The 20,963-nt window shown below is 73.8% G+C and carries 25 protein-coding genes; 20 read left to right on the forward strand and 5 right to left on the reverse strand.

Annotated elements, in window-relative coordinates:
- Positions 1-17: 17 nt before the first annotated feature.
- The 4 genes from ybaK to ACIGHB_RS15190 form a co-directional block, all read right to left on the reverse strand.
- The gene (ybaK, locus tag ACIGHB_RS15175; RefSeq protein ID WP_360319431.1) at positions 18-515 is read right to left on the reverse strand and encodes a Cys-tRNA(Pro) deacylase; all 498 of its coding nucleotides are present in this window, start codon (positions 513-515) and stop codon (positions 18-20) included.
- 28 nt (positions 516-543) lie between these two features.
- Positions 544-1,281 (reverse strand): LON peptidase substrate-binding domain-containing protein, encoded by a 738-nt coding sequence (locus ACIGHB_RS15180; protein ID WP_360319429.1) that lies wholly within the window; start codon positions 1,279-1,281, stop codon positions 544-546.
- An 11-nt stretch (positions 1,282-1,292) separates the two neighbouring features.
- Positions 1,293-2,363 (reverse strand): hypothetical protein, encoded by a 1,071-nt coding sequence (locus ACIGHB_RS15185; protein ID WP_399913219.1) that lies wholly within the window; start codon positions 2,361-2,363, stop codon positions 1,293-1,295.
- A gap of 378 nt (positions 2,364-2,741) precedes the next feature.
- Positions 2,742-4,337 carry an oxidoreductase gene (locus ACIGHB_RS15190; protein ID WP_360319425.1) on the reverse strand — a complete coding sequence of 532 codons (1,596 nt, stop codon included), beginning with the start codon at positions 4,335-4,337 and terminating at the stop codon, positions 2,742-2,744.
- A gap of 194 nt (positions 4,338-4,531) precedes the next feature.
- Here ACIGHB_RS15190 and hisD point away from each other — a divergent pair, with 194 nt between their 5' ends.
- The 10 genes from hisD to ACIGHB_RS15240 all read left to right on the forward strand — a co-directional run bounded on the left by hisD (position 4,532) and on the right by ACIGHB_RS15240 (position 12,204).
- Entirely contained in the window at positions 4,532-5,881 is a 1,350-nt protein-coding gene (hisD, locus tag ACIGHB_RS15195) for a histidinol dehydrogenase (protein ID WP_399913222.1), read from the forward strand.
- Positions 5,878-6,990, forward strand: coding sequence for a histidinol-phosphate transaminase (locus ACIGHB_RS15200; RefSeq protein ID WP_399913225.1), 1,113 nt, complete (start codon positions 5,878-5,880; stop codon positions 6,988-6,990). The genes hisD and ACIGHB_RS15200 overlap by 4 nt, the downstream gene beginning before the upstream one ends.
- Complete coding sequence (gene hisB / locus ACIGHB_RS15205) at positions 6,987-7,580, forward strand: imidazoleglycerol-phosphate dehydratase HisB (RefSeq protein WP_030205445.1); 594 nt, start codon at positions 6,987-6,989, stop codon at positions 7,578-7,580. The genes ACIGHB_RS15200 and hisB overlap by 4 nt, the downstream gene beginning before the upstream one ends.
- A 2-nt stretch (positions 7,581-7,582) precedes the next feature.
- Complete coding sequence (locus ACIGHB_RS15210) at positions 7,583-7,747, forward strand: hypothetical protein (RefSeq protein ID WP_360319419.1); 165 nt, start codon at positions 7,583-7,585, stop codon at positions 7,745-7,747.
- On the forward strand, positions 7,744-8,391 hold the full coding sequence (gene hisH, locus ACIGHB_RS15215) for an imidazole glycerol phosphate synthase subunit HisH (protein WP_399913228.1): 648 nt from the start codon (positions 7,744-7,746) through the stop codon (positions 8,389-8,391). Before ACIGHB_RS15210 ends, hisH begins: the two co-directional genes overlap by 4 nt.
- Entirely contained in the window at positions 8,388-9,116 is a 729-nt protein-coding gene (gene priA / locus ACIGHB_RS15220) for a bifunctional 1-(5-phosphoribosyl)-5-((5-phosphoribosylamino)methylideneamino)imidazole-4-carboxamide isomerase/phosphoribosylanthranilate isomerase PriA (RefSeq protein ID WP_399913232.1), read from the forward strand. Before hisH ends, priA begins: the two co-directional genes overlap by 4 nt.
- A complete protein-coding gene (locus tag ACIGHB_RS15225; protein ID WP_399913235.1) occupies positions 9,113-9,511 on the forward strand; it encodes a RidA family protein in 399 nt (132 codons plus the stop codon). Before priA ends, ACIGHB_RS15225 begins: the two co-directional genes overlap by 4 nt.
- Complete coding sequence (gene hisF, locus ACIGHB_RS15230; RefSeq protein WP_399913238.1) at positions 9,508-10,263, forward strand: imidazole glycerol phosphate synthase subunit HisF; 756 nt, start codon at positions 9,508-9,510, stop codon at positions 10,261-10,263. The genes ACIGHB_RS15225 and hisF overlap by 4 nt, the downstream gene beginning before the upstream one ends.
- Before the next feature lie 118 nt (positions 10,264-10,381).
- Positions 10,382-10,969 carry an ArsR/SmtB family transcription factor gene (locus tag ACIGHB_RS15235; RefSeq protein ID WP_399913241.1) on the forward strand — a complete coding sequence of 196 codons (588 nt, stop codon included), beginning with the start codon at positions 10,382-10,384 and terminating at the stop codon, positions 10,967-10,969.
- Complete coding sequence (locus ACIGHB_RS15240; RefSeq protein ID WP_399913244.1) at positions 10,966-12,204, forward strand: MFS transporter; 1,239 nt, start codon at positions 10,966-10,968, stop codon at positions 12,202-12,204. The genes ACIGHB_RS15235 and ACIGHB_RS15240 overlap by 4 nt, the downstream gene beginning before the upstream one ends.
- On the opposite strand, the gene ACIGHB_RS15245 is transcribed toward ACIGHB_RS15240, so the two are convergent.
- Positions 12,201-12,836, reverse strand: coding sequence for a TIGR03085 family metal-binding protein (locus tag ACIGHB_RS15245; RefSeq protein ID WP_360319405.1), 636 nt, complete (start codon positions 12,834-12,836; stop codon positions 12,201-12,203). The two genes, ACIGHB_RS15240 and ACIGHB_RS15245, sit on opposite strands and share 4 nt — an antisense overlap.
- An 84-nt stretch (positions 12,837-12,920) precedes the next feature.
- Between ACIGHB_RS15245 and hisI the strand changes: the two genes are divergently transcribed.
- The 10 genes from hisI (at position 12,921) to ACIGHB_RS15295 (ending at position 20,927) form a co-directional block, all read left to right on the forward strand.
- Complete coding sequence (gene hisI / locus ACIGHB_RS15250) at positions 12,921-13,307, forward strand: phosphoribosyl-AMP cyclohydrolase (protein ID WP_399913247.1); 387 nt, start codon at positions 12,921-12,923, stop codon at positions 13,305-13,307.
- An 11-nt stretch (positions 13,308-13,318) separates the two neighbouring features.
- On the forward strand, positions 13,319-14,818 hold the full coding sequence (locus ACIGHB_RS15255) for an anthranilate synthase component I (protein WP_360319401.1): 1,500 nt from the start codon (positions 13,319-13,321) through the stop codon (positions 14,816-14,818).
- 6 nt (positions 14,819-14,824) lie between these two features.
- On the forward strand, positions 14,825-15,475 hold the full coding sequence (locus tag ACIGHB_RS15260) for a TIGR02234 family membrane protein (protein ID WP_360319399.1): 651 nt from the start codon (positions 14,825-14,827) through the stop codon (positions 15,473-15,475).
- A gap of 118 nt (positions 15,476-15,593) precedes the next feature.
- Positions 15,594-15,848 carry an HGxxPAAW family protein gene (locus ACIGHB_RS15265; protein ID WP_360319397.1) on the forward strand — a complete coding sequence of 85 codons (255 nt, stop codon included), beginning with the start codon at positions 15,594-15,596 and terminating at the stop codon, positions 15,846-15,848.
- Positions 15,849-15,958: 110 nt separating this feature from the next.
- Positions 15,959-16,453, forward strand: a complete 495-nt coding sequence (locus tag ACIGHB_RS15270; protein ID WP_360319395.1) for a DUF2752 domain-containing protein — start codon at positions 15,959-15,961, stop codon at positions 16,451-16,453.
- Between the two features lie 131 nt (positions 16,454-16,584).
- Positions 16,585-17,394 (forward strand): indole-3-glycerol phosphate synthase TrpC, encoded by an 810-nt coding sequence (gene trpC, locus ACIGHB_RS15275; protein ID WP_360319393.1) that lies wholly within the window; start codon positions 16,585-16,587, stop codon positions 17,392-17,394.
- Between the two features lie 10 nt (positions 17,395-17,404).
- Positions 17,405-17,671 carry a tryptophan biosynthesis modulator TrpM gene (gene trpM / locus ACIGHB_RS15280; RefSeq protein WP_360319391.1) on the forward strand — a complete coding sequence of 89 codons (267 nt, stop codon included), beginning with the start codon at positions 17,405-17,407 and terminating at the stop codon, positions 17,669-17,671.
- 261 nt (positions 17,672-17,932) lie between these two features.
- On the forward strand, positions 17,933-19,216 hold the full coding sequence (gene trpB / locus ACIGHB_RS15285) for a tryptophan synthase subunit beta (protein ID WP_360319389.1): 1,284 nt from the start codon (positions 17,933-17,935) through the stop codon (positions 19,214-19,216).
- Positions 19,213-20,031: a tryptophan synthase subunit alpha gene (trpA, locus tag ACIGHB_RS15290; RefSeq protein ID WP_399913256.1), complete on the forward strand. Its 819-nt coding sequence runs from the start codon at positions 19,213-19,215 to the stop codon at positions 20,029-20,031. The genes trpB and trpA overlap by 4 nt, the downstream gene beginning before the upstream one ends.
- A 74-nt stretch (positions 20,032-20,105) precedes the next feature.
- Entirely contained in the window at positions 20,106-20,927 is an 822-nt protein-coding gene (locus ACIGHB_RS15295; protein ID WP_388869870.1) for a DsbA family protein, read from the forward strand.
- Positions 20,928-20,963: the final 36 nt, after the last annotated feature.

The raw sequence follows: 20,963 nt of genomic DNA on the forward strand, positions 1-20,963 counted from the left end.
CGGTCACACCGCCCCGGTCAGCCGCGGCCGATCGGGGCCAGGACCGCCGAGGTGAGCGCGGCCAGGTCGGCGGGGGAGAGCTCGACCTCCAGACCCCGCCGGCCGGCCGAGACGCAGATCGTCCCGTGCTCCGCGGCCGAGGCGTCGAGCACCGTCCGCAGCCGCTTCCGCTGGCCCAGCGGGGAGATCCCGCCCCGGACGTAGCCGGTGGTCCGCTCGGCCGCCGCCGGGTCCGCCATCACCGCCCGCTTGCCGCCGACCGCCGACGCCAGCGCCTTCAGGTCCAGCTGCCCGGCGACCGGCACCACCGCCACCGTCAGCTCCCCGTCGACCTCCGCCACCAGCGTCTTGAAGACCCGGTCGGGCGTGACGCCGAGCGCCTCCGCCGCCTCCTCGCCGTACGACGGAGTGGCCGGGTCGTGCTCGTACGCGTGCAGGGTGTACGCCGTGCCCGCCGCGGCCAGCGCCACCGTCGCGGGCGTGCCGCCGCCGTTCTTCTGCTTCTTCTTCGCCACCGGGACGTCCTCGGTTCCCTCGGTCGTGTCAGTTCGGGTACGTGGGCGCCTGGGTCAGCTCCACCGCCGGCAGCGACGGCAGGTGCCGCAGCACCGCCGTCTCCGCGCGCAGCAGCGCGAGCTCCTCGCGCAGCCGGAGCGTGGTGTCCGGCGCCTCCAGGAGCCGCTGCTTCGTCGGCACGTCCACCATGGTGGCGGCCGCGACCAGGTACGACACCACGGACGGGTCGTCGGGCAGCTCGGCCGTCGTCAGCGACCGCTCGCGCGCCCCCGCCAGCCGCTTCTGGTACGCGCGGAAGGCCCGCAGCACGCCCTCGGCCAGCGCCTCCGCCTCCTCGCCCGGCTCCTCCGGGATCTCCTCGGTCTCGGCCGTCAGGAACGGGCCGCTCGCGTCCACCGAGCGCAGCCGCACCCGGGTGGTGCCGGTGACCATCACCTCGTACGAGCCGTCCCCCCGCTGCCGGATGCTCGCCGCGTCCGCGACGCACCCCACCGGGTGGAAGCTGCTGAGCGGGTCCGGGCCGAAGCCGGCGGCCGGGCCCTTCTCCGGCAGCGCCGTCGGGTCCGGCATCCCGGGCGCCGTCGGCGCGACCTCGCGTCCGTCCCGGATCGCGACCACGGCGAACCGCCGCGGCTCGGACGCGTCGATGTCGAGCAGCGCGCGCATCATGGCGCGATACCGCTCCTCGAAGACGTTGAGCGGCAGCACGAGGCCCGGGAACAGCACCGCGTTGAGCGGGAAGAGAGGCAGGCGAGCGGTGGTCACAGCGGCCAAGCCTAATGGCCGCGCGGCCCGCTCCGTCCGGGGATTCCTCCGGCCCGTCCCCAGAGCGGCGTCCGGCGGGCCAGCTCGGCCCGCACACGGTCCCGGGTGGCCAGGAACCGACGGAGCGGATCGTGGCCGCCGACGGCCCACGGGAAGGAGGTGGCGTACGGCCCCGTCCGGCCGAACTCGGCCAGCGCCTCCTCCCACCGCCCCCGCTCCACCAGCACGTACGCCAGCAGGTTGCGCACCTCGGCCGGCCACGGGTCGCCCGCCGCGAACGCCGCCGACAGCGCGAGGCCCCGGTCCGCGGCGCGGTCGATCCGCTCCTCGTCCACCGCCGCCGCCGGGCCCGCCGGTCCGGCCGCGGGAACCGCGCCCTCCCGGCCGGAACACGGCAGCGGACGCAGCCCCTCGTACGCGGCGCGCACCGGCAGCGCCCGGACCAGCGAGTCCGGTGCCGCGTCGTCGGCCGCCTGTTCAGCGAAGTCGAAGGCCGCCCGGTGCGAGCCGTACCACTGGGCCGACAGGTACTTCAGCGCGGCGACGTGGCAGCCGTAGTGGTGCGGGGAGCGGAGCAGGGCCTGCTCCCAGAGGCGCTCGAAGACCGCGTGCCCGGCGTGCGCCCCGCGCGCGTGGTCCAGGGCGAGCCGCCACGGCACCGGGTCGCGCCCGGCCTCCTCGGTGACGGTCCGGAGCAGCGGGTCCAGCTCGCGCAGCCGCTCGGCGCGGGCCGGCGACTCCCAGGCCCGGCCCACCGCGAGCTGCGTCGCCACCAGCAGGGCGTCGGGGTCCCGCGGCGCGGCCTCCTGCCACCGGTCCAGCCACTCGCCGCGGCTGTACGCGAAGGTCGCGAGCCGCCGTACGTACCGGTCCCGGTCCTCCCACTCCGCGGCGTCCCGGGTGGTCGCGAGGAGCTTGGCCGCGGGCTCGGGATCGCCGAGCGCGGCCGCCACCAGGGCCGGGGCGAGCCGCCCGTCGGGGGCGTCCAGCAACACGTCGTCGTCCGGCGTCAGCCCGGCTGCGAGACGCGGGGCGTGCCGGGCCGAGCGGACGGCGCCGACCAGGGCGCGGAGGAAGGACATGGCAGGACGTATCTTCCCACCGGGGGACCCTCCGGGCGCTCCGGGACGGCCTGCCTTCACCTGGATCTCACCCGGTCTCCCCCCGGCCGTCACGCCCACTCGGCCACGCGTACGAGCCCCCGACCGCCGCGCCGCGCCGTACGTGTACGAGCACCCGACCGCCGGTCCCGGGCGCACACGTACGAGCACCGGCCGCCGGGCCCGGCGCCGCCCGCACGCGTACGAGCCCCCGGCCGTCGGTCCCGCCGCCGCCCGCACGCGTACAAGCCCCCGCCCGCCGCGCCGCACGTGCACGAGCACCCGCCCACCACCCGACCGGGCCCGCCAGCCCCCCGCCCACGCGTCCGGGCCGTCAGCCCCCGCCCCGCGTCCGGGCCGTCAGCCCCGCCGCAGCAGTCGGGTCGCGCCCGCCGCCACCGTCGTCGCCAGGATCCAGCCGAGCAGGATCAGCACCGCCGCCGTCCACTGCCAGCCGCCCTCCAGCCGCCAGTAGCCGTCCTGGCCGAGCGTGATCACCGGCAGCAGCAGGTCCAGGGCGTACAGCGTGCCGTTCCACGCCGGGCCCTCGCCCTCCTTGATCGGCACCGGCTCGTACCGGGAGAAGGCCAGCGTGCCCGCCGCCCACAGCACCGCCATCCACAGCGCCGCCCGGCCGGGCCGGTAGCCGTACGCCACCGTCCAGTCCTGGACGTACCCCCACAGCTTCCCCGCGACCGGCAGGGTCTCGCGTCTGCGCCGCTGCTTGGCGAGCAGCACCTCCCGGGCGTCCGCGTCCTCCCCGCTGTTGCGCAGCACGGTCGCGAGCCGCTCGTACGGCTCCGGCGCGTACTCCGGGGTCGCCGCCGCCACCCACTCGATCCGCCGGGCCAGCGGGAAGTGGCCGTACGGCACCAGGTTCTCGTAGACGAAGCCGCTCAGCGCCAGGCCGCCGGGGCCCGGCCAGCTGGTGGAGAGGTCGATCAGCGTCACCACCTTCGCGCCGTTCAGCACCACCCGGCCCTCGTCCGGGCGCTCGCCGCTGAACCGCAGCTCCGGGGTGACGATCCGGCGCAGCGACAGCTCCTCCCGGTGCGCCCCCCTCAGCAGGAAGCGGGCGCGGTTCAGGTCCACCGCGTCCCCGAACCGCCCGTCGTCGAGCCGCACCCCGCCGTGGAACTCGGCCGGCTTGCGCCGGGCGTCCCGGACCGGCGCCACGCCGTAGGGCGGGGTGGCCGTCGAGCCGCCGCCGCCCTCGTACACCCAGGCCGCGTTGAGGTACAGGGTGCGCTCGACGGTCAGCTGTGGCGCGTTCAGCGCGCGGCGGCGCTGGGCCGCGCGCAGCACACTGCCCCGCAGGCTCAGCGAGACGCCCACCTTCGCCCCGCGCAGGCTGAACTCGCCGTGCGTCTCGATCAGCTCGGCCTGGAGGTCCTGCGCCACCACCAGGCCGTCCGCGGTGATCGCCCGGCCGCGTCCGTCCGGCCACACCTGGATCTGGTTGATCAGCAGGTCCGTGCCGATCTGGGCGTCCGTCAGCCGGATGCCCCGCCCCACCCGGCAGCGGGGCAGGTGCAGATCGCCCTCCGTGTGCAGCCGTGCCGCCTCCAGGCGGGGGAGCGCGCAGCCGACCATCCGCAGCGTGCCGAACCGGGCCTCGGGCAGCAGCACCTCGCCGTCGAAGCGGCAGCCGTGCAGCTCCACGTAGGGCGCTATCGACCCGCCCGCCAGGTCCAGCACGCCGGTGATCCGCACCCCGCGCAGCTTCAGCGCCGCCACCCGGCCCGGCCGGGCCGGCGGGGCGTCGAGCAGCAGCGCCGCCACCACGTCGGCGCGCACGCTCCGCTCCGGCCCCCACGGCAGCTCCCCGAACGGGTCGTCCCGCTCCGGCACCCCCTCCGTCAGATCGCAGGTCCTGCCGATCCGGAACGCCTGCCACACGGCCCGCTCCGGGCCCGTGAGACCGTCCGGCATCCCGTCCTCGTGCGGCTCGGTCAATGCCGCCCCCTCGCTCTCCCCGATGCGCTCCCACCACTCCGCTCGCCGGGAGTCGTGGATTCGTACAGTCGTTCTTCCCGCAGTGTGACGGGCTGAACGCTAACGGTCAGGAGTGGCGAGGAGACGCCACCGTGGCGCGTATCAGCCAGTGATACGGGCGTCCGGGCCCGTGGGGCGTCTGAGAGAATTGACCCGTGATCTCTCGAATCGATCTGCGCGGCGAGGCCCTCCCCGAGGGTTCCGCCCTGCGCGACCTGCTGCCCCGTGCCGAGTTCGACGTGGAAGCCGCCCTGGAGAAGGTGCGGCCGATCTGCGAGGACGTCCGGCATCATGGCGCGGCCGCGGTGATCGACTACGGGGAGAAGTTCGACGGCGTCCGCCTGGAGCGCCTGCGCGTCCCCGCCGAGGCGCTCGCCCGCGCCCTCGCCGAGCTCGACCCGGCCGTCCGCGCGGCCCTGGAGGAGTCCATCCGGCGCGCCCGCCTCGTCCACCGCGAGCAGCGCCGCACCACCCACACCACCCAGGTCGTGCCCGGCGGCACGGTGACCGAGAAGTGGATCCCCGTCGACCGCGTCGGCCTGTACGTGCCGGGCGGCCGCGCCGTCTACCCGTCCTCCGTCGTGATGAACGTCGTCCCGGCCCAGGAGGCCGGCGTCGAGGGCATCGCCGTCTCCTCCCCGCCGCAGCGGGAGTTCGGCGGCCTGCCGCACCCGACGATCCTCGCCGCCTGCGCCCTCCTCGGCGTCGACGAGGTCTACGCCGCCGGCGGCGCCCAGGCGATCGCCATGTTCGCGTACGGAACCGCCGACGACACCGCCGGCGGGGACGAGCCCGGCTGCGCCCCCGTCGACCTGGTCACCGGCCCCGGCAACATCTACGTCGCCGCCGCCAAGCGCCTCCTCAAGGGCCGCATCGGCATCGACGCCGAGGCCGGCCCGACCGAGATCGCGGTCCTCGCGGACTCCACCGCCGACGCCGTGCACGTCGCCGCCGACCTCATCAGCCAGGCCGAGCACGACCCGATGGCCGCCTCCGTGCTCGTCACGGACTCCGAGGAGCTGGCCGGGGCCGTCGAGGCCGAGCTGAAGGCCCAGGTCGCCGTCGCCAAGCACGTCGACGACCGGATCGCCCCGGCCCTGGCCGGCAAGCAGTCCGCGATCGTCCTCGTCACCGACCTGGAGGACGGCCTCAGGGTCGTGAACGCCTACGGCGCCGAGCACCTGGAGATCCAGACCGCCGACGCCGCCGCCCTCGCCGACCGGGTCCGCAACGCGGGCGCGATCTTCGTCGGCCCCTGGGCCCCGGTCTCCCTCGGCGACTACTGCGCCGGCTCCAACCACGTCCTGCCCACCGGCGGCTGCGCCTGCCACTCCTCGGGTCTCTCCGTGCAGTCCTTCCTGCGCGGGGTGCACATCGTGGACTACACGCGCGACGCGCTGGCCGACGTGGCCCATCACGTGGTGACCCTCGCCGAGGCCGAGGACCTGCCCGCCCACGGCGCCGCGGTCAAGGCGAGGTTCGGCTGGAAGGTGCCCCAGCGGTGACCGAGATCCGCATCGACGACCTGCCGGTCCGCGAGGAGCTGAAGGGCCAGTCGCCCTACGGCGCCCCGCAGCTCGACGTGCCCGTCCAGCTCAACACCAACGAGAACCCCTACCCGCTGCCCGAGCCCCTGGTGGCCCGGATCGCGGAGCGGGTCGCCGAGGCCGCCCGCGGCCTCAACCGCTACCCCGACCGGGACGCGGTCGAGCTCCGCACCGAGCTCGCCCGCTACCTCACCCGCACCGGCAAGCACCCGGTGGCCCGGGAGAACGTGTGGGCCGCCAACGGCTCCAACGAGGTCCTCCAGCAGCTGCTCCAGACCTTCGGCGGACCGGGCCGCACCGCGATCGGCTTCGAGCCCTCGTACTCGATGCACTCCCTGATCGCCCGCGGCACCGGCACCGGCTGGATCTCCGGCCCGCGGAACGGCGACTTCACCATCGACGTCGAGGCCGCCGAGGCCGCGATCGCCGAGCACGCGCCCGACGTCGTCTTCGTCACCTCGCCCAACAACCCCACCGGCACCGCGGTCGAGGCGGAGGTCGTGCTGCGGCTGTACGAGGCCGCCCAGGCCGCCAAGCCCTCGCTGGTCGTGGTGGACGAGGCGTACGTGGAGTTCAGCCACCGGGACTCGCTGCTGCCCCTCCTGGAGGGCCGGCCGCACCTGGTGGTCTCCCGGACCATGTCCAAGGCGTTCGGCGCCGCCGGGCTGCGCCTCGGCTACCTCGCCGCCCACCCGGCCGTGGTCGACGCCGTCCAGCTGGTCCGCCTCCCGTACCACCTCTCCGCGGTCACCCAGGCCACCGCGCTCGCCGCCCTGGAGCACACCGACACCCTCCTCGGGTACGTCGAGCAGCTCAAGGCCGAGCGCGACCGCCTCGTCGCCGAGCTGCGCGCGATCGGCTGCGAGGTCACCGAGTCCGACGCCAACTTCGTCCAGTTCGGCCGCTTCCCGGACGCGCACGAAGCATGGAAGAGCATCCTCGACCGGGGCGTCCTGGTCCGGGACAACGGCGTACCGGGATGGCTTCGGGTCACCGCCGGCACCCCCGAAGAGAACGACGCGTTCCTCGACGCGGTCCGTGAACTGAAGAAGGAGCAGAGCGCATGAGCCGCGTAGGCCGCGTTGAGCGCACCACCAAGGAGACCTCCGTCGTCGTCGAGATCGACCTCGACGGCACCGGGAAGGTCGACGTGTCGACCGGGGTCGGCTTCTACGACCACATGCTCGACCAGCTCGGCCGGCACGGGCTCTTCGACCTGACCGTGAAGACCGACGGCGACCTCCACATCGACTCGCACCACACCATCGAGGACACCGCCCTCGCCCTCGGCGCCGCCTTCAAGCAGGCCCTCGGCGACAAGGTCGGCATCTACCGCTTCGGCAACTGCACCGTCCCGCTGGACGAGTCCCTCGCCCAGGTGACCGTCGACCTCTCCGGCCGCCCCTACCTCGTGCACACCGAGCCCGAGAACATGGCGCCGATGATCGGCTCGTACGACACCACCATGACCCGGCACATCTTCGAGTCCTTCGTGGCCCAGGCGCAGATCGCGCTCCACATCCACGTGCCGTACGGCCGCAACGCCCACCACATCGTGGAGTGCCAGTTCAAGGCGCTCGCCCGCGCCCTGCGCTACGCCTCCGAGCGTGACCCGCGCGCCGCCGGCATCCTCCCCTCCACGAAGGGCGCGCTGTAACCGTGACCGGTCTCTCCACCATCCTGATCGTCGTCGGGCTCTTCCTGCTCGGCGGCATCTACTCCTTCGTCAAGCAGCAGATGCCCAAGGGCCTCATCGTGCTGCTGTCCGTCGGCGCCGCCATGTGCCTCACCGCCGGCGTCCTGCGACTGGACGTGTGGTCATGAGCGGTACGACTCCGAAGAAGGTCGTCGTCTTCGACTACGGCTTCGGCAACGTGCGCTCCGCCGAGCGCGCCCTCGCCCGGGTCGGCGCGGACGTCGAGATCACCCGCGACTACGAGAAGGCCATGAACGCCGACGGGCTCCTCGTCCCCGGTGTCGGCGCCTTCTCCGCCTGCATGCAGGGGCTCAAGGAGGCCCGCGGCGACTGGATCGTCGGCCGCCGGCTCTCCGGCGGCCGCCCCGTCATGGGCATCTGCGTCGGCATGCAGATCCTCTTCGAGCGCGGCATCGAGCACGGCGTCGAGACCGAGGGCCTCGACGAGTGGCCCGGCACGGTCGAGCCGCTGAACGCCCCCGTCGTCCCCCACATGGGCTGGAACACGGTCGACGCTCCCGACGGCACCGAGCTCTTCGCCGGACTGGACGCCGACGCCCGGTTCTACTTCGTGCACTCCTACGCGGTGCGCGCGTGGACCCTGGAGGTCGGCAACCCCAACATCCGCGCCCCCAAGGTCACCTGGGCCACCCACGGCGAGCCCTTCGTCGCCGCCGTGGAGAACGGGGCCCTGTGGGCCACCCAGTTCCACCCCGAGAAGTCCGGCGACGCCGGAGCCCAGCTCCTCACCAACTGGATCGGAACCCTGTGAGCACTCTCGAACTCCTCCCCGCCGTCGACGTCCGCGACGGCCAGGCCGTCCGGCTCGTCCACGGCGAGTCCGGCAGCGAGACCTCCTACGGCTCCCCGCTGGAGGCCGCCCTGGCCTGGCAGCGCTCCGGCGCCGAGTGGCTCCACCTCGTCGACCTGGACGCCGCCTTCGGCACCGGCGACAACCGCGACCTGGTCCGGCAGATCACCGAGGCCATGGACATCAAGGTCGAGCTCTCCGGCGGCATCCGCGACGACGCCTCGCTCGCCGCCGCCCTCGCCACCGGCTGCACCCGCGTCAACCTCGGCACGGCCGCCCTGGAGACCCCCGAGTGGGTCGCCAAGGTCATCGCCGAGCACGGTGACAAGATCGCCGTCGGCCTCGACGTCCGCGGCACCACCCTCAAGGGCCGCGGCTGGACCAGCGAGGGCGGCGACCTCTACGAGACCCTCACCCGCCTCGACTCCGAGGGCTGCGCCCGGTACGTCGTCACCGACATCGGCCGCGACGGCACCCTCACCGGCCCCAACGTCGAACTGCTGAAGAACGTCTGCGCGGCCACCGACAAGCCCGTCGTCGCCTCCGGCGGCGTCTCCTCCCTGGACGACCTGCGCGCCCTGTCCGGCCTCGTGCCGCTGGGCGTCGAGGGCGCGATCGTCGGCAAGGCGCTCTACGCCAAGGCGTTCACCCTGGAGGAGGCCCTTCAGGCGGTGGCGTCCGCATGACCGACTCCGTGCGCAAGGTCGTCACCGGCGCTCCCTGGGAGGAGCAGTTCGGCTACTCCCGCGCGGTCGAGCTGCCCAACGGCACCGTCCTCGTCGCCGGCTGCACCTCGGTGGTCGACGGCCAGATCGCCGACGGCGGCCCGTACGAGCAGACCGTCAACTCCTTCAACGTCGCCCTCGACGCGCTGAAGCAGCTCGGCCTCGGCGCCGGGGACGTCGTCCGCACCCGCATGTACCTCACCCACGCGCGGGACGTGGACGAGGTGGGCCGCGCCCACAAGGAACTGTTCGACGCGGTCCGCCCGGCCGCCTCGATGATCATCGTCTCGGGCTTCGTCGACCCCCGCCTGGTCGTCGAGGTCGAGGTCGAGGCGTACAGGAGTGATGCGGCATGAGCCTCGCCGTACGCGTGATCCCCTGCCTGGACGTGGACAACGGCCGGGTCGTCAAGGGCGTCAACTTCCAGAACCTGCGCGACGCCGGCGACCCGGTCGAGATGGCCAAGCTGTACGACGCCGAGGGCGCCGACGAGCTGACCTTCCTCGACATCACCGCCTCGTCCGGCAACCGGGAGACCACCTACGACGTGGTGCGCCGCACCGCCGAGCAGGTCTTCATCCCGCTCACGGTCGGCGGCGGCGTGCGGTCGGCGGAGGACGTCGACCGGCTGCTGCGGGCCGGCGCGGACAAGGTCGGCGTCAACACGGCCGCCATCGCCCGCCCCGAACTGATCCAGGAGATCGCCGAGCGCTTCGGCCGGCAGGTCCTGGTCCTGTCCGTGGACGCGCGCCGGACCGCCTCCGGCTCCTTCGAGGTGACGACGCACGGCGGCCGCAAGGGCACCGGCATCGACGCCGTCGAGTGGGCGCACCGGGCCGCCGAGCTGGGCGCGGGGGAGATCCTGCTCAACTCGATGGACGCGGACGGCACGAAGAACGGCTACGACACGGAGATGATCGCGGCGGTACGCAAGCACGTGACCGTCCCGGTGATCGCCTCCGGAGGCGCCGGCAAGCTCGCCGACTTCCCGCCGGCCGTCGCGGCGGGCGCGGACGCGGTGCTCGCGGCCTCCGTCTTCCACTTCGGCGACCTGCGGATCGGCCAGGTCAAGGGAGCGCTGCGGGAGGCGGGGCACGAGGTCCGCTGAGGCGTCGTTCCGTTTCCGGGAAGGGCCCCCACGGGGGCCCTTTTCGCCGGTCAGACGCGCAGGATTATTTGTGCAATTCTCATTGCGCAACTTTTCCTTCGTATCTACGGTCGTGCTCATGACCTCGCAGGAGAACCGCCGGATCACCGACCTCGGCACCCTCAAGGCCCTCGCGCACCCGCTGCGCATGCGCCTCTACCGGAACCTCTTCGTCGCCCGCGCCGCCACCGCCTCCCAGCTCGCGGAGCAGGTCGACGAAGCCGTCTCGCTCGTCAGCTACCACCTGCGCAAGCTCGCCGAGCACGGCCTCATCGAGGAGGCCGAGACGCAGTCCGCCGACGGGCGCGAGCGCTGGTGGCAGCCCAGCTCGTACGGTGTCACCATCCGCGACGAGGACGTCCGCGACAGCCCCGAACTGGCCGCCGCGAGCGACGCCGTCGGCCGCACCATCAACGAGCAGCGCTCCGCACTCCACCGCCGCTTCCTCGACGAGCGCCTCACCTGGTCCGACGCCTGGCGCTCCGCCTCGATCAGCTCCGAATGGCTGCCCCGCCTCACCGCCGCCGAGCTCGCCGCGCTCAACCAGGAGCTGGACGCCGTCTGCGAGAAGTACGACCGCATCGCCCGCGCCGCCGAAGCCGCCGGCGACACCGAGGGCCGCGAGAACGTCGCCGTCCACCTCCACGGCTTCCCCTACCGCCCGTGACCGCCGTCATCGAGGCCCGCCCCGCCCACCGCAGCCCCCAGGTCCTGCGCTGGCTCGGTGCCTACACGGCCTCCACCCTCGGCGACAGCGTCTTCTACCTGGCCCTCTCCTGGACCGCCGTCACCAGCGGCACCCCGGCCCAGGCCGGGCTCGTCATGGCCGTCGCCGCCGTGCCCCGCGCGCTGCTCCTGCTCTTCGGGGGAGTGATCGCCGACCGCCTCGGGCCGCGCCGGGTCGTCATCGTCTCCGACACCGTCCGCTGCCTCGTCACCTTCGGCCTCGCCGCGGCCCTGCTCCTCGCCGCGCCGGGGCTGGGGGCCCTCGCCGCCGTCGCCCTCGTCTTCGGCGCCGTCGACGCCGTCTTCCTGCCGGCCGTCGGCGCCCTGCCGCCCCGGATCGCCGAGCGCGACCAGCTCGCCCGCGTCCAGGGCATGCGCGGCCTCTCCTACCGCACGGGCGCCATCCTCGGCGCCCCGCTCGGCGGCCTCGCCGTCGCCCTCGGCGGCACCGCGAGCGCCTTCGGCGTCGCCGGCGTGCTCTTCGCCCTCTCGCTGCCCCTGCTCGCCGCGCTCCGCCTCCGCCCGCTGCCCCAGGAGGACCGGGCCCGCGACGGCACCGCCCTGCGCGACCTCGCCGACGGCCTGCGGTACCTCCGCGGCCATCCGGTACTCGGCCCGTTGATGATCGTCGTGCTCCTCAGCGACCTGGGATTCGTGGGCCCCCTCAACGTCGGCCTCGCCGTCCTCGCCGAGCAGCGCGGCTGGGGAGCCGCCGGCATCGGCTGGGTCCTCGCCGGCTTCGGCGTCGGCGCGGGCGGCGCCTCCCTCTTCCTCACCGTCAGGGGCCGCATCGGCCGGACCGGCGTCGTCATGGGCGGGACCATGGTGCTCGGAGCCGTCGCCATCGGCGCGCTCGCCCACGTTCCCCATACGGCCGCCGCCGTCCTCGTGGCCCTTTGCATCGGCCTGCTCGCCGGACTCTCCGGAGCCCTGTGCAACGCCCTCGTCCAGACCGAGTGCGACCCCGCGTACCTCGGCCGGGTGAGCGCCGTCGCGAGCCTCGGCAGCCTCGGTATCGCCCCGCTCGGCTACCCGGTCACCGGCGCCGCCCTCGGCGCCTGGGGGCCCGGACCGGTCTTCGCCGTCAGCGCGGCGGTCTGCGCCCTCTCCGGCGTGTACGGCCTCGCCGTCCGCGCGGTCCGCCGCGCCGAACTCCCGAAGACCCCGGAGTCCTAGATCCCCAGCTGCTTCGTCGTGTTCAGCAGCTCGATCGCGTCCGGCTCGCCCTCCAGGCCCACCTTCGCCACCTCCGTACGCCCGTACAGGTACATCGTGAGCTCGCCCGGCTCCCCGGAGACCGTCACCACCGGGGTGCCGCGGTGGGCGACCACCGTCTGGCCGTTCGGGCGGCGCAGCACCAGACCCACCGGCGCCTTCCGGCCCAGCAGCCGCGCGCCCTTCTCCAGACGCGACCACAGGGCGTCCGAGAAGACCGGGTCCAGCTCCCGCGCCGACCAGCCCGGCTGCGCCCTGCGGACGTCCTCCGTGTGGACGTAGAACTCGATGACGTTCGCCCCCTCGTCCACCTGCTTGATCGTGAACGGGGAGAAGCGCGGCGGGCCCGTGCGGACGAGCTGGATCAGCTCCTCGTACGGCTTCGCGGCGAACTCGTCCTGGACCCGCTGGAGCCGCTCCTTCAGCGCCGGCACCAGCGTCCCGGCCGCCGCGTCCGGCCGCCGCTCCCGGACCACCACGTGCGCCGCGAGGTCCCGCGTCCGCCAGCCCTCGCAGAGCGTCGGGGCGTCAGGTCCCGCGGCCTCCAACAGATCAGCGAGCAGAAGCCGTTCACGTTTGGCATGGGTCGACATGTCCGCCAGCGTACGGCCGCGCCGCGCGGTCCGCCCAGTGGACGCCGCGCCGGACACGCTCCCCGGTCACGGCACAATGGCGGCATGAGCAGCACGCCCCGGACCCCCAGCGACCTCGACCCGGCCATCGCGGCCCGCCTCAAGCGCGGCGCCGACGGCCTGTTCCCCGCCATTGCCCAGCAGTACGACACCGGCGAGGTGCTGATGCTCGGCTGGATGGACGACGAGGCCCTGCACCGCACCCTCACCACCGGCCGCTGCACCTACTGGTCCCGCAGCCGGAACGAGTACTGGGTCAAGGGCGACACCTCCGGGCACGTCCAGCACGTCAAGTCGGTCGCCCTCGACTGCGACGCCGACACCGTCCTCGTCACGGTCGACCAGGTCGGCGCCGCCTGCCACACGGGCGCCCGGACCTGCTTCGACGCCGACGTCCTCCTGCCCGCCGCCGGGCTCCCGGCATCCGAGTAGGGTCTGGCGCCATGGATCTCGAGACCTTCCGCAAGCTGGCGGCCGACCGCCGCGTCATCCCCGTCAGCCGCAGGCTCCTCGCGGACGGCGACACCCCGGTCGGGCTCTACCGCAAGCTCGCCGCCGAACGCCCCGGCACCTTCCTCCTCGAATCCGCGGAGAACGGCCGCAGCTGGTCCCGCTACTCCTTCATCGGCGTCCGCAGCGGCGCCACGCTCACCGTGAAGGACGGCGAGGCCCACTGGCTCGGCACCCCGCCGGTCGGCGTCCCCACGGACGGCGACCCGCTCGCCGCCCTGCGCGCCACCGTCGAGACCCTCCACACCCCCAGGGACCTCGCGGGCGGGCTGCCCCCGTTCACCGGAGGCATGGTCGGCTACCTCGGCTACGACATCGTCCGCCGCCTGGAGCGCATCGGCGAGCACGGCCGCGACGACCTGAAGCTGCCCGAGCTCACCATGCTGCTCACCAGCGACCTCGCGGTCCTCGACCACTGGGACGGCTCCGTCCTCCTGATCGCCAACGCGATCAACCACAACGACCTGGAGACCGGAGTCGACGAGGCGTACGCGCACGCCGTCGCCCGCCTCGACGCGATGGAGGCCGACCTGGCCCGCCCCGTCGCCACCACCCCCGTCGCCCTCCCGGCCTCCGAGCTCCCCGAGTACTCCGCGCTCTGGGGCGGCGCGGCCTACCAGGACGCCGTCGAGGACGTGAAGGAGCGGATCCGGGCCGGCGAGGCGTTCCAGGTCGTCCCCTCCCAGCGCTTCGAGACCGCCTGCACCGCCTCCGCCCTCGACGTCTACCGGGTCCTGCGGGCCACCAACCCGTCCCCGTACATGTACCTCTTCCGCTTCGAGAACGGCTTCGACGTCGTCGGCTCCTCGCCCGAGGCGCTGGTCAAGGTCGAGGACGGGCAGGCGATGCTCCACCCCATCGCCGGCACCCGGCACCGCGGCGCCACCCCGCAGGAGGACCACGACCTCGGAGAGGAGCTGCTCGCCGACCCCAAGGAACGCGCCGAGCACCTCATGCTCGTCGACCTCGGCCGCAACGACCTCGGCCGGGTCTGCGCCCCCGGCTCCGTCGAGGTCGTCGACTTCATGTCGATCGAGCGGTACTCCCACGTCATGCACATCGTCTCCACCGTCACCGGCCGCGTCGCCGAGGGGAAGACCGCCTTCGACGTCCTCACCGCCTGCTTCCCCGCCGGCACCCTCTCCGGCGCGCCCAAGCCCCGCGCGATGCAGATCATCGAGGAGCTGGAGCCCTCGCGCCGCGGCCTGTACGGCGGGTGCGTCGGCTACCTCGACTTCGCCGGCGACTCCGACACCGCCATCGCCATCCGCACCGCCCTGCTCCGCGACGGCACCGCGTACGTGCAGGCCGGAGCCGGCGTCGTCGCCGACTCCGACCCGGTCGCCGAGGACACCGAGTGCCGCAACAAGGCGGCCGCCGTGCTCCGCGCCGTACACACCGCCAACCGGATGAAAGGTTCATCGCAGCCGTAGGGGATAGTGGGGTACGTGAGCGCCGTATCCGTACCCCAGCCCCGAGCCGCCCGCGCGGCCGTCACCTCCGGCGGCCGGCGGAGCCTCGCCGTCGCCCTGCTCCTCGGTGCCCTCGGGGCCACCGTCGTACTGCTCTCCGCCGGCCAGATCTGGGCCGAGGGCACCGCGTCGGTCGCCGGGGGCTCCGTCCCCGTCGAGGCCGACGGCGGCGCCGTCACCGGCGTCCCGACCGCCCTCGCGATCGTCGGCCTCGCCGCCCTCGTCGCCGTCTTCGCCGTCCGCCGCGCCGGCCGCACCCTCGTCGCCGGGCTCCTCGCGCTCAGCGGCGCCGGCGCGGCCCTCGCCGCCTTCCTCGGCGCCTCCGACAGCGCCGCCCTCGACGCCGAGGCCGCCCGGATCAGCGGCGACACCGCCGCCGCCGTCGCCGGCCTCACCCATACGGCCTGGCCGTACGTGGCGGCCGCCGGCGCCCTCCTCATCCTCGTCGCCGGCCTCTGCGCGCTGCGCTACGGCAAGAGCTGGCCCGCGATGGGCGGCCGTTACGAGCGCTCCGGCGCCCCCCGGCCGGCGCACCGCCCCGCCGCCGGCGACCCCGACCGCCCCGAGGACCTGTGGAAGGCGCTCGACCGCGGCGAGGACCCGACGCACGACGCGTGATCGTCCGGGACCCCCCGAGTCACCTCCGCGGGGTCATGTGCGGAAGAATGACGCCGTCATCACATGACAGCCGTCATCTTCGACGTCACCACCGAGCAACATCTACGAGGAGCAACTCATGGCGGGCAGCGCCCACGGACACACCCCGGCCGCCTGGACCGGTGTCATCATCTCCTTCATCGGCTTCTGCATCGCCGGAGTCTTCATGGTGGCGGCGAACATCCCCGGCTTCTGGGCCGGTGTCGGTGTCATCGTCCTCGGCGGTGTCGTCGGCGGCGCGATGAAGATCGCCGGCCTCGGCATGCCGAAGGAGTCGGCGGCCGTCGCCGAGGCCCGCGAGGCCGCGACCACGGCGGCCAAGGCCCGCGCCTGACCCCGAGCCCCCAGGGCCCACAGGACCCGCGCTTCACCCGAACGGCGCAGTCCGGCACGTCCGGACTGCGCCGTCGTGCGTCCCGGGGCGTCCCGGGCGACAATCACCGCGTGACCGCCGAGCCGCCCCCGCAGACCGTCCCACCCGCCCCTCCCGCCCCTCCCGTCCCGCCGGCACCGCTGACCGAGGCCGAGGAGTTCCGCGGCCGCCCGCTCGGCCGGCGGCTGCTCGCCCCCCTCGCCACCCTCGCCGGCACCGGCGCCGCCTTCGCGTACGTGGCCGCCGTCGACCCCAACGAACCCGGCCACTACCCGGTCTGCCCGCTGCTCCGCTTCACCGGCCTGTACTGCCCCGGCTGCGGCGGCCTGCGCAGCGCCCACGCCGTCGCCCACGGCGACCTCGCGACCGCGCTCGGTGCCAACGCGCTCGCCGTCGCCGGCTACGCCGTCTGCGCCGTCCTCATGGCGGTGTGGCTGGTTCGCGCCGTCCGCGGCGCGCCGACCCGGATCGACCTCAAGCCCGCCCTGTGGTGGGTGATCGGGGCGCTGACCGCCCTTTTCGCGGTGATCCGGAACCTTCCCCTCGGCTCCGCGCTGGCCCCCTGAAGTCCCAGCTGTTGGGACACCGCGCCGCTCGATGCGGGACAGAGGGTCACCTGCGGATACCATCGGACATGGCTGAACCCTGTTCATCAGGTTCCGTGGAACCGTCACCGTCCCGGAAGGGGGCCTCTCGCGTGAGTGTGCTCGACGAGATCATCGAAGGCGTGCGCGCCGACCTCGCAGAGCGGCAGGCGCGGGTCTCCCTCGACGAGCTGAAGGAGCGGGCCGCCAAGGCCCCGCAGGCCAAGGACGGCGTCGCCGCGCTGCGCGGCGAGGGCGTCACCGTGATCTGCGAGGTCAAGCGCTCCAGCCCGTCCAAGGGAGCACTCGCGGCCATCGCCGACCCGGCGGGACTCGCCGCCGACTACGAGGCGGGCGGCGCCGCCGTCATCTCCGTCCTCACCGAGCAGCGTCGCTTCGGCGGCTCGCTCGCCGACCTGGAGGCCGTGCGCTCCCGGGTCGACATCCCCGTCCTGCGCAAGGACTTCATCGTCACCGCCTACCAGCTCTGGGAGGCCCGGGCGTACGGAGCGGATCTCGCGCTCCTCATCGTCGCCGCCCTGGAGCAGGAGGCCCTCGTCTCCCTCATCGAGCGCGCCGAGTCCATCGGGCTCACCCCGCTCGTCGAGGTCCACGACGAGGAGGAGGTCGAGCGCGCGGTCGAGGCCGGCGCCCGGATCATCGGCGTCAACGCCCGCGACCTCAAGACCCTCAAGGTCGACCGCTCCACCTTCGAGCGCGTCGCCCCCGAGATCCCGGCAGGCATCGTCAAGATCGCCGAGTCCGGCGTCCGCGGCCCGCACGACCTCATCGCGTACGCCAACGCCGGCGCCGACGCGGTGCTCGTCGGCGAGTCCCTGGTCACCGGCCGCGACCCGAAGACCGCCGTCGCCGACCTCGTCGCCGCCGGCGCGCACCCGGCCCTGCGGCACGGCCGGAGCTGACGGCCCCGCCATGACCCCCGACCGCGTCGCCGCGCCGACCGCCCCGGGCTCCGCAGCCCGCGGGCCGGTCGGGCTGCGCGCGGTCTCCGTGGCCGCTCACGCCCGGCTCGCCCGGGGCTGCCGGCCCCGGGGGTGCCGGGCGCCCGCCCGCCGTGTCCACGGCCGCCGGGTCCGCCACTGCATCGGCTCGGAGCCGGGCACGGTGCCGGGCATGCGATGGCGCGCCCGCACCTCACGCGCGCGCCCGTCGTTTCGTTGTGGGCATACGTTCCGCTAGGGCGGAACGGGTGGGCACAACGGAACGGCACCTTCGCGGGTGCCTCCGCACCTGCGCCTGAACCCGCACCACGAGCGCATCGCGCTTCGGGTGCGGGCTCAGGCCCGGAAAGCCTGGGCCCGGCAGGGGCGCCGTCCCTGTGCCCACCCGTCCCGCCCTTGCGGGACGTATGCCCACAGGGACGGCGGCACCACACCGCGCGCGTACGAAGCGAGTCACGTCCTTTCACGACCGCATCGCCCCGCGAGGAGCAGCATCCGCATGACCAGCGAGTTCTTCATCCCGGACCCGGAGGGTCAGGTCCCGTCGCCCGAGGGCTACTTCGGCGCCTTCGGCGGCAAGTTCATCCCCGAGGCCCTCGTCGCCGCCGTCGACGAGGTCGCCGTCGAGTACGAGAAGGCCAAGAACGACCCCGAGTTCGCCCGCGAGCTCGGCGACCTCATGGCCAACTACACCGGCCGTCCCAGCGCCCTCACCGAGGTGCCCCGGTTCGCCGGGCACGCCGGCGGCGCCCGGATCTTCCTCAAGCGCGAGGACCTCAACCACACCGGCTCGCATAAGATCAACAACGTGCTCGGCCAGGCCCTGCTCACCAAGCGCATGGGCAAGACCCGCGTCATCGCCGAGACCGGTGCCGGCCAGCACGGCGTCGCCACCGCCACCGCCTGCGCCCTCTTCGGCCTCGACTGCACCATCTACATGGGCGAGATCGACACCCAGCGCCAGGCCCTCAACGTGGCCCGGATGCGGATGCTCGGCGCCGAGGTCGTCGCCGTGAAGTCCGGCAGCCGCACCCTCAAGGACGCCATCAACGAGGCGTTCCGGGACTGGGTCGCCAACGTCGACCGGACGCACTACCTGTTCGGCACGGTCGCCGGGCCGCACCCCTTCCCCGCGATGGTCCGCGACTTCCACCGGGTCATCGGCGTCGAGGCCCGCCGCCAGCTCCTGGAGCGGGCCGGCCGGCTCCCCGACGCGGCGATCGCCTGCGTCGGCGGCGGCTCCAACGCCATCGGCCTCTTCCACGCCTTCCTGCCCGACACCGGCGTCCGGCTCATCGGCTGCGAGCCGGCCGGCCACGGCGTCGAGACCGGCGAGCACGCGGCCACCCTCACCGCCGGCGAGCCCGGCATCCTGCACGGCTCCCGCAGCTACGTCCTCCAGGACGAGGAGGGCCAGATCACCGAGCCGTACTCGATCTCGGCCGGCCTCGACTACCCCGGCATCGGCCCCGAGCACGCCTACCTCAAGGACAGCGGGCGCGGCGAGTACCGGGCCGTCACCGACGACGCCGCCATGCAGGCGCTGCGCCTGCTCTCCCGCACCGAGGGCATCATCCCGGCCATCGAGTCGGCCCACGCCCTCGCCGGGGCCCTGGAGGTCGGCAAGGAGCTCGGCGAGGACGCGCTCCTGCTCGTCAACCTCTCCGGCCGCGGCGACAAGGACATGGACACGGCCGCGCGCTACTTCGGCCTGTACGAGACGGACGCCGAGGTGGCCGCCGACCGGGCCGGCACCGCCGAGATCGAGGGGGACGCCAAGTGACCGGGAACATCCAGCTGCTCGCCGACACCCTGGAGCGGGCGAAGGCCGAGGACCGGGCCGCGCTCATCGCGTACCTCCCGGCCGGCTTCCCGACCGTGGACGGCGGCATCAAGGCGATCAAGGCCGTCTTCGACGGCGGCGCCGACATCGTCGAGGTCGGCCTCCCGCACAGCGACCCGGTCCTGGACGGCCCCGTCATCCAGACCGCCGACGACATCGCCCTGCGCGGCGGCGTCAAGATCGCCGACGTCATGCGGACGGTGAAGGAGGCCCACGAGGCCACCGGCAAGCCGGTCCTCGTCATGACCTACTGGAACCCGATCGACCGGTACGGCGTCGAGCGCTTCGTCCGGGAGCTGGCCGAGGCCGGCGGCGCCGGCTGCATCCTGCCCGACCTGCCGGTCCAGGAGTCCGCGCTCTGGCGCGAGCACGCCGACGCGCACGGCCTCGCCACCGTCTTCGTCGTCGCCCCCAGCAGCAAGGACGAGCGGCTCGCCACCATCACGGCGGCCGGCTCCGGCTTCGTCTACGCCGCCTCCCTCATGGGCGTCACCGGCACCCGCGCGTCCGTCGGCGAGCAGGCCGCCGACCTCGTCCGGCGCACCCGCGTCACCTCGAAGATCCCGGTCTGCGTCGGCCTCGGCGTCTCCAACGCCGTCCAGGCCCGCGAGGTCGCCGCCTTCGCCGACGGCGTCATCGTCGGCTCGGCCTTCGTCCAGCGGATCCTCGACGCCGACGGCGACGAGGCCGCCGGACTCGCCGCCGTAAAGGAACTGGCGGCCGAACTCGCCGAGGGTGTGCGCCGCACCTCCTGACCGGATGTAGTCCATTCGGGTGGATATCGGACCGGGGCGGCGCGGACGCGCCTCCCCGGTTCGTTGCTGTGGGCGTGAGCGAGAAGAACCGTGACGGTAGTAACAAGAGCGCGCGGGAGCGCCTCCAGCAGCAGCGCGAGCGAGAGAAGGCCCGCGAGAAGCAGCGGCGCGTCCTGATCGTGACGGCGGGAGTGGTCGGCGTCCTCGGCCTCGCCGCCGTCGTCGGCGTGATCGCCGCCAACAGCGGCAAGGACGGCGACTCCGCCAAGGCCGGGCCCGTCGTCGTCCCCACCGGCGCGATCGAGGGCGACAAGCCGGCCATCCCCACCGGCAAGGCGGACGCCCCGTCCACCCTCCAGATCTGGGAGGACTTCCGCTGCCCCGCCTGCGCCCAGTTCGAGAACGTCATGCGGGACTCCATCCACGAACTGGAGGCCGCCGGCGCGCTCAAGACCGAGTACCACCTCGCCACCCTCATCGACGGCAACATGGGCGGCAGCGGCTCGCTGCGCGCGGCGAACGCGGCGGCCTGCGCCCAGGACGCCGGCAAGTTCACCGCGTACCACGACACGCTCTACATCAACCAGCCGCAGGAGACCGACGACGCCTTCGGCGACAACGCCAAGCTGATCGAGCTGGCGGCCAAGGTCCCCGGGCTCGACACGCCGGCGTTCCGCTCCTGCGTCGAGGACGGCACCCACGACAGCTGGGTCGAGAAGTCCAACGAGGCGTTCCAGGCCGGCGGCTTCCGCGGCACGCCGTCCGTCCTGCTCAACGGAGAATCGATCTTCCCGACCAAGGACGGCGAACAGATCTCGCCGGAGAACCTGAAGAAGTGGGTCGCCGAGGCCAACAAGGGCAAGAAGCCGGGCACGGCCTCCCCCTCGGCGGGGTGACGGCGGGGTAGCGACGGGGTTAGTTATCCAGACGTT

Origin of the sequence: Streptomyces sp. NPDC085460, assembly GCF_044541975.1 — a bacterium.
Taxonomy (GTDB): Bacteria; Actinomycetota; Actinomycetes; order Streptomycetales; family Streptomycetaceae; genus Streptomyces.

Coding starts and splice junctions, on each gene's coding strand:
- hisF (WP_399913238.1), top strand. CDS start 9,508: ATGAGCCTCGCCGTACGCGTGATCCCCTGCCTGGACGTGGACAACGGC.
- ACIGHB_RS15255 (WP_360319401.1), top strand. CDS start 13,319: ATGGATCTCGAGACCTTCCGCAAGCTGGCGGCCGACCGCCGCGTCATC.
- hisH (WP_399913228.1), top strand. CDS start 7,744: ATGAGCGGTACGACTCCGAAGAAGGTCGTCGTCTTCGACTACGGCTTC.
- ACIGHB_RS15235 (WP_399913241.1), top strand. CDS start 10,382: ATGACCTCGCAGGAGAACCGCCGGATCACCGACCTCGGCACCCTCAAG.
- ACIGHB_RS15225 (WP_399913235.1), top strand. CDS start 9,113: ATGACCGACTCCGTGCGCAAGGTCGTCACCGGCGCTCCCTGGGAGGAG.
- hisI (WP_399913247.1), top strand. CDS start 12,921: ATGAGCAGCACGCCCCGGACCCCCAGCGACCTCGACCCGGCCATCGCG.
- hisB (WP_030205445.1), top strand. CDS start 6,987: ATGAGCCGCGTAGGCCGCGTTGAGCGCACCACCAAGGAGACCTCCGTC.
- trpM (WP_360319391.1), top strand. CDS start 17,405: ATGACCCCCGACCGCGTCGCCGCGCCGACCGCCCCGGGCTCCGCAGCC.
- ACIGHB_RS15245 (WP_360319405.1), bottom strand. CDS start 12,836: ATGTCGACCCATGCCAAACGTGAACGGCTTCTGCTCGCTGATCTGTTG.
- ACIGHB_RS15265 (WP_360319397.1), top strand. CDS start 15,594: ATGGCGGGCAGCGCCCACGGACACACCCCGGCCGCCTGGACCGGTGTC.
- ACIGHB_RS15185 (WP_399913219.1), bottom strand. CDS start 2,363: ATGTCCTTCCTCCGCGCCCTGGTCGGCGCCGTCCGCTCGGCCCGGCAC.
- trpB (WP_360319389.1), top strand. CDS start 17,933: ATGACCAGCGAGTTCTTCATCCCGGACCCGGAGGGTCAGGTCCCGTCG.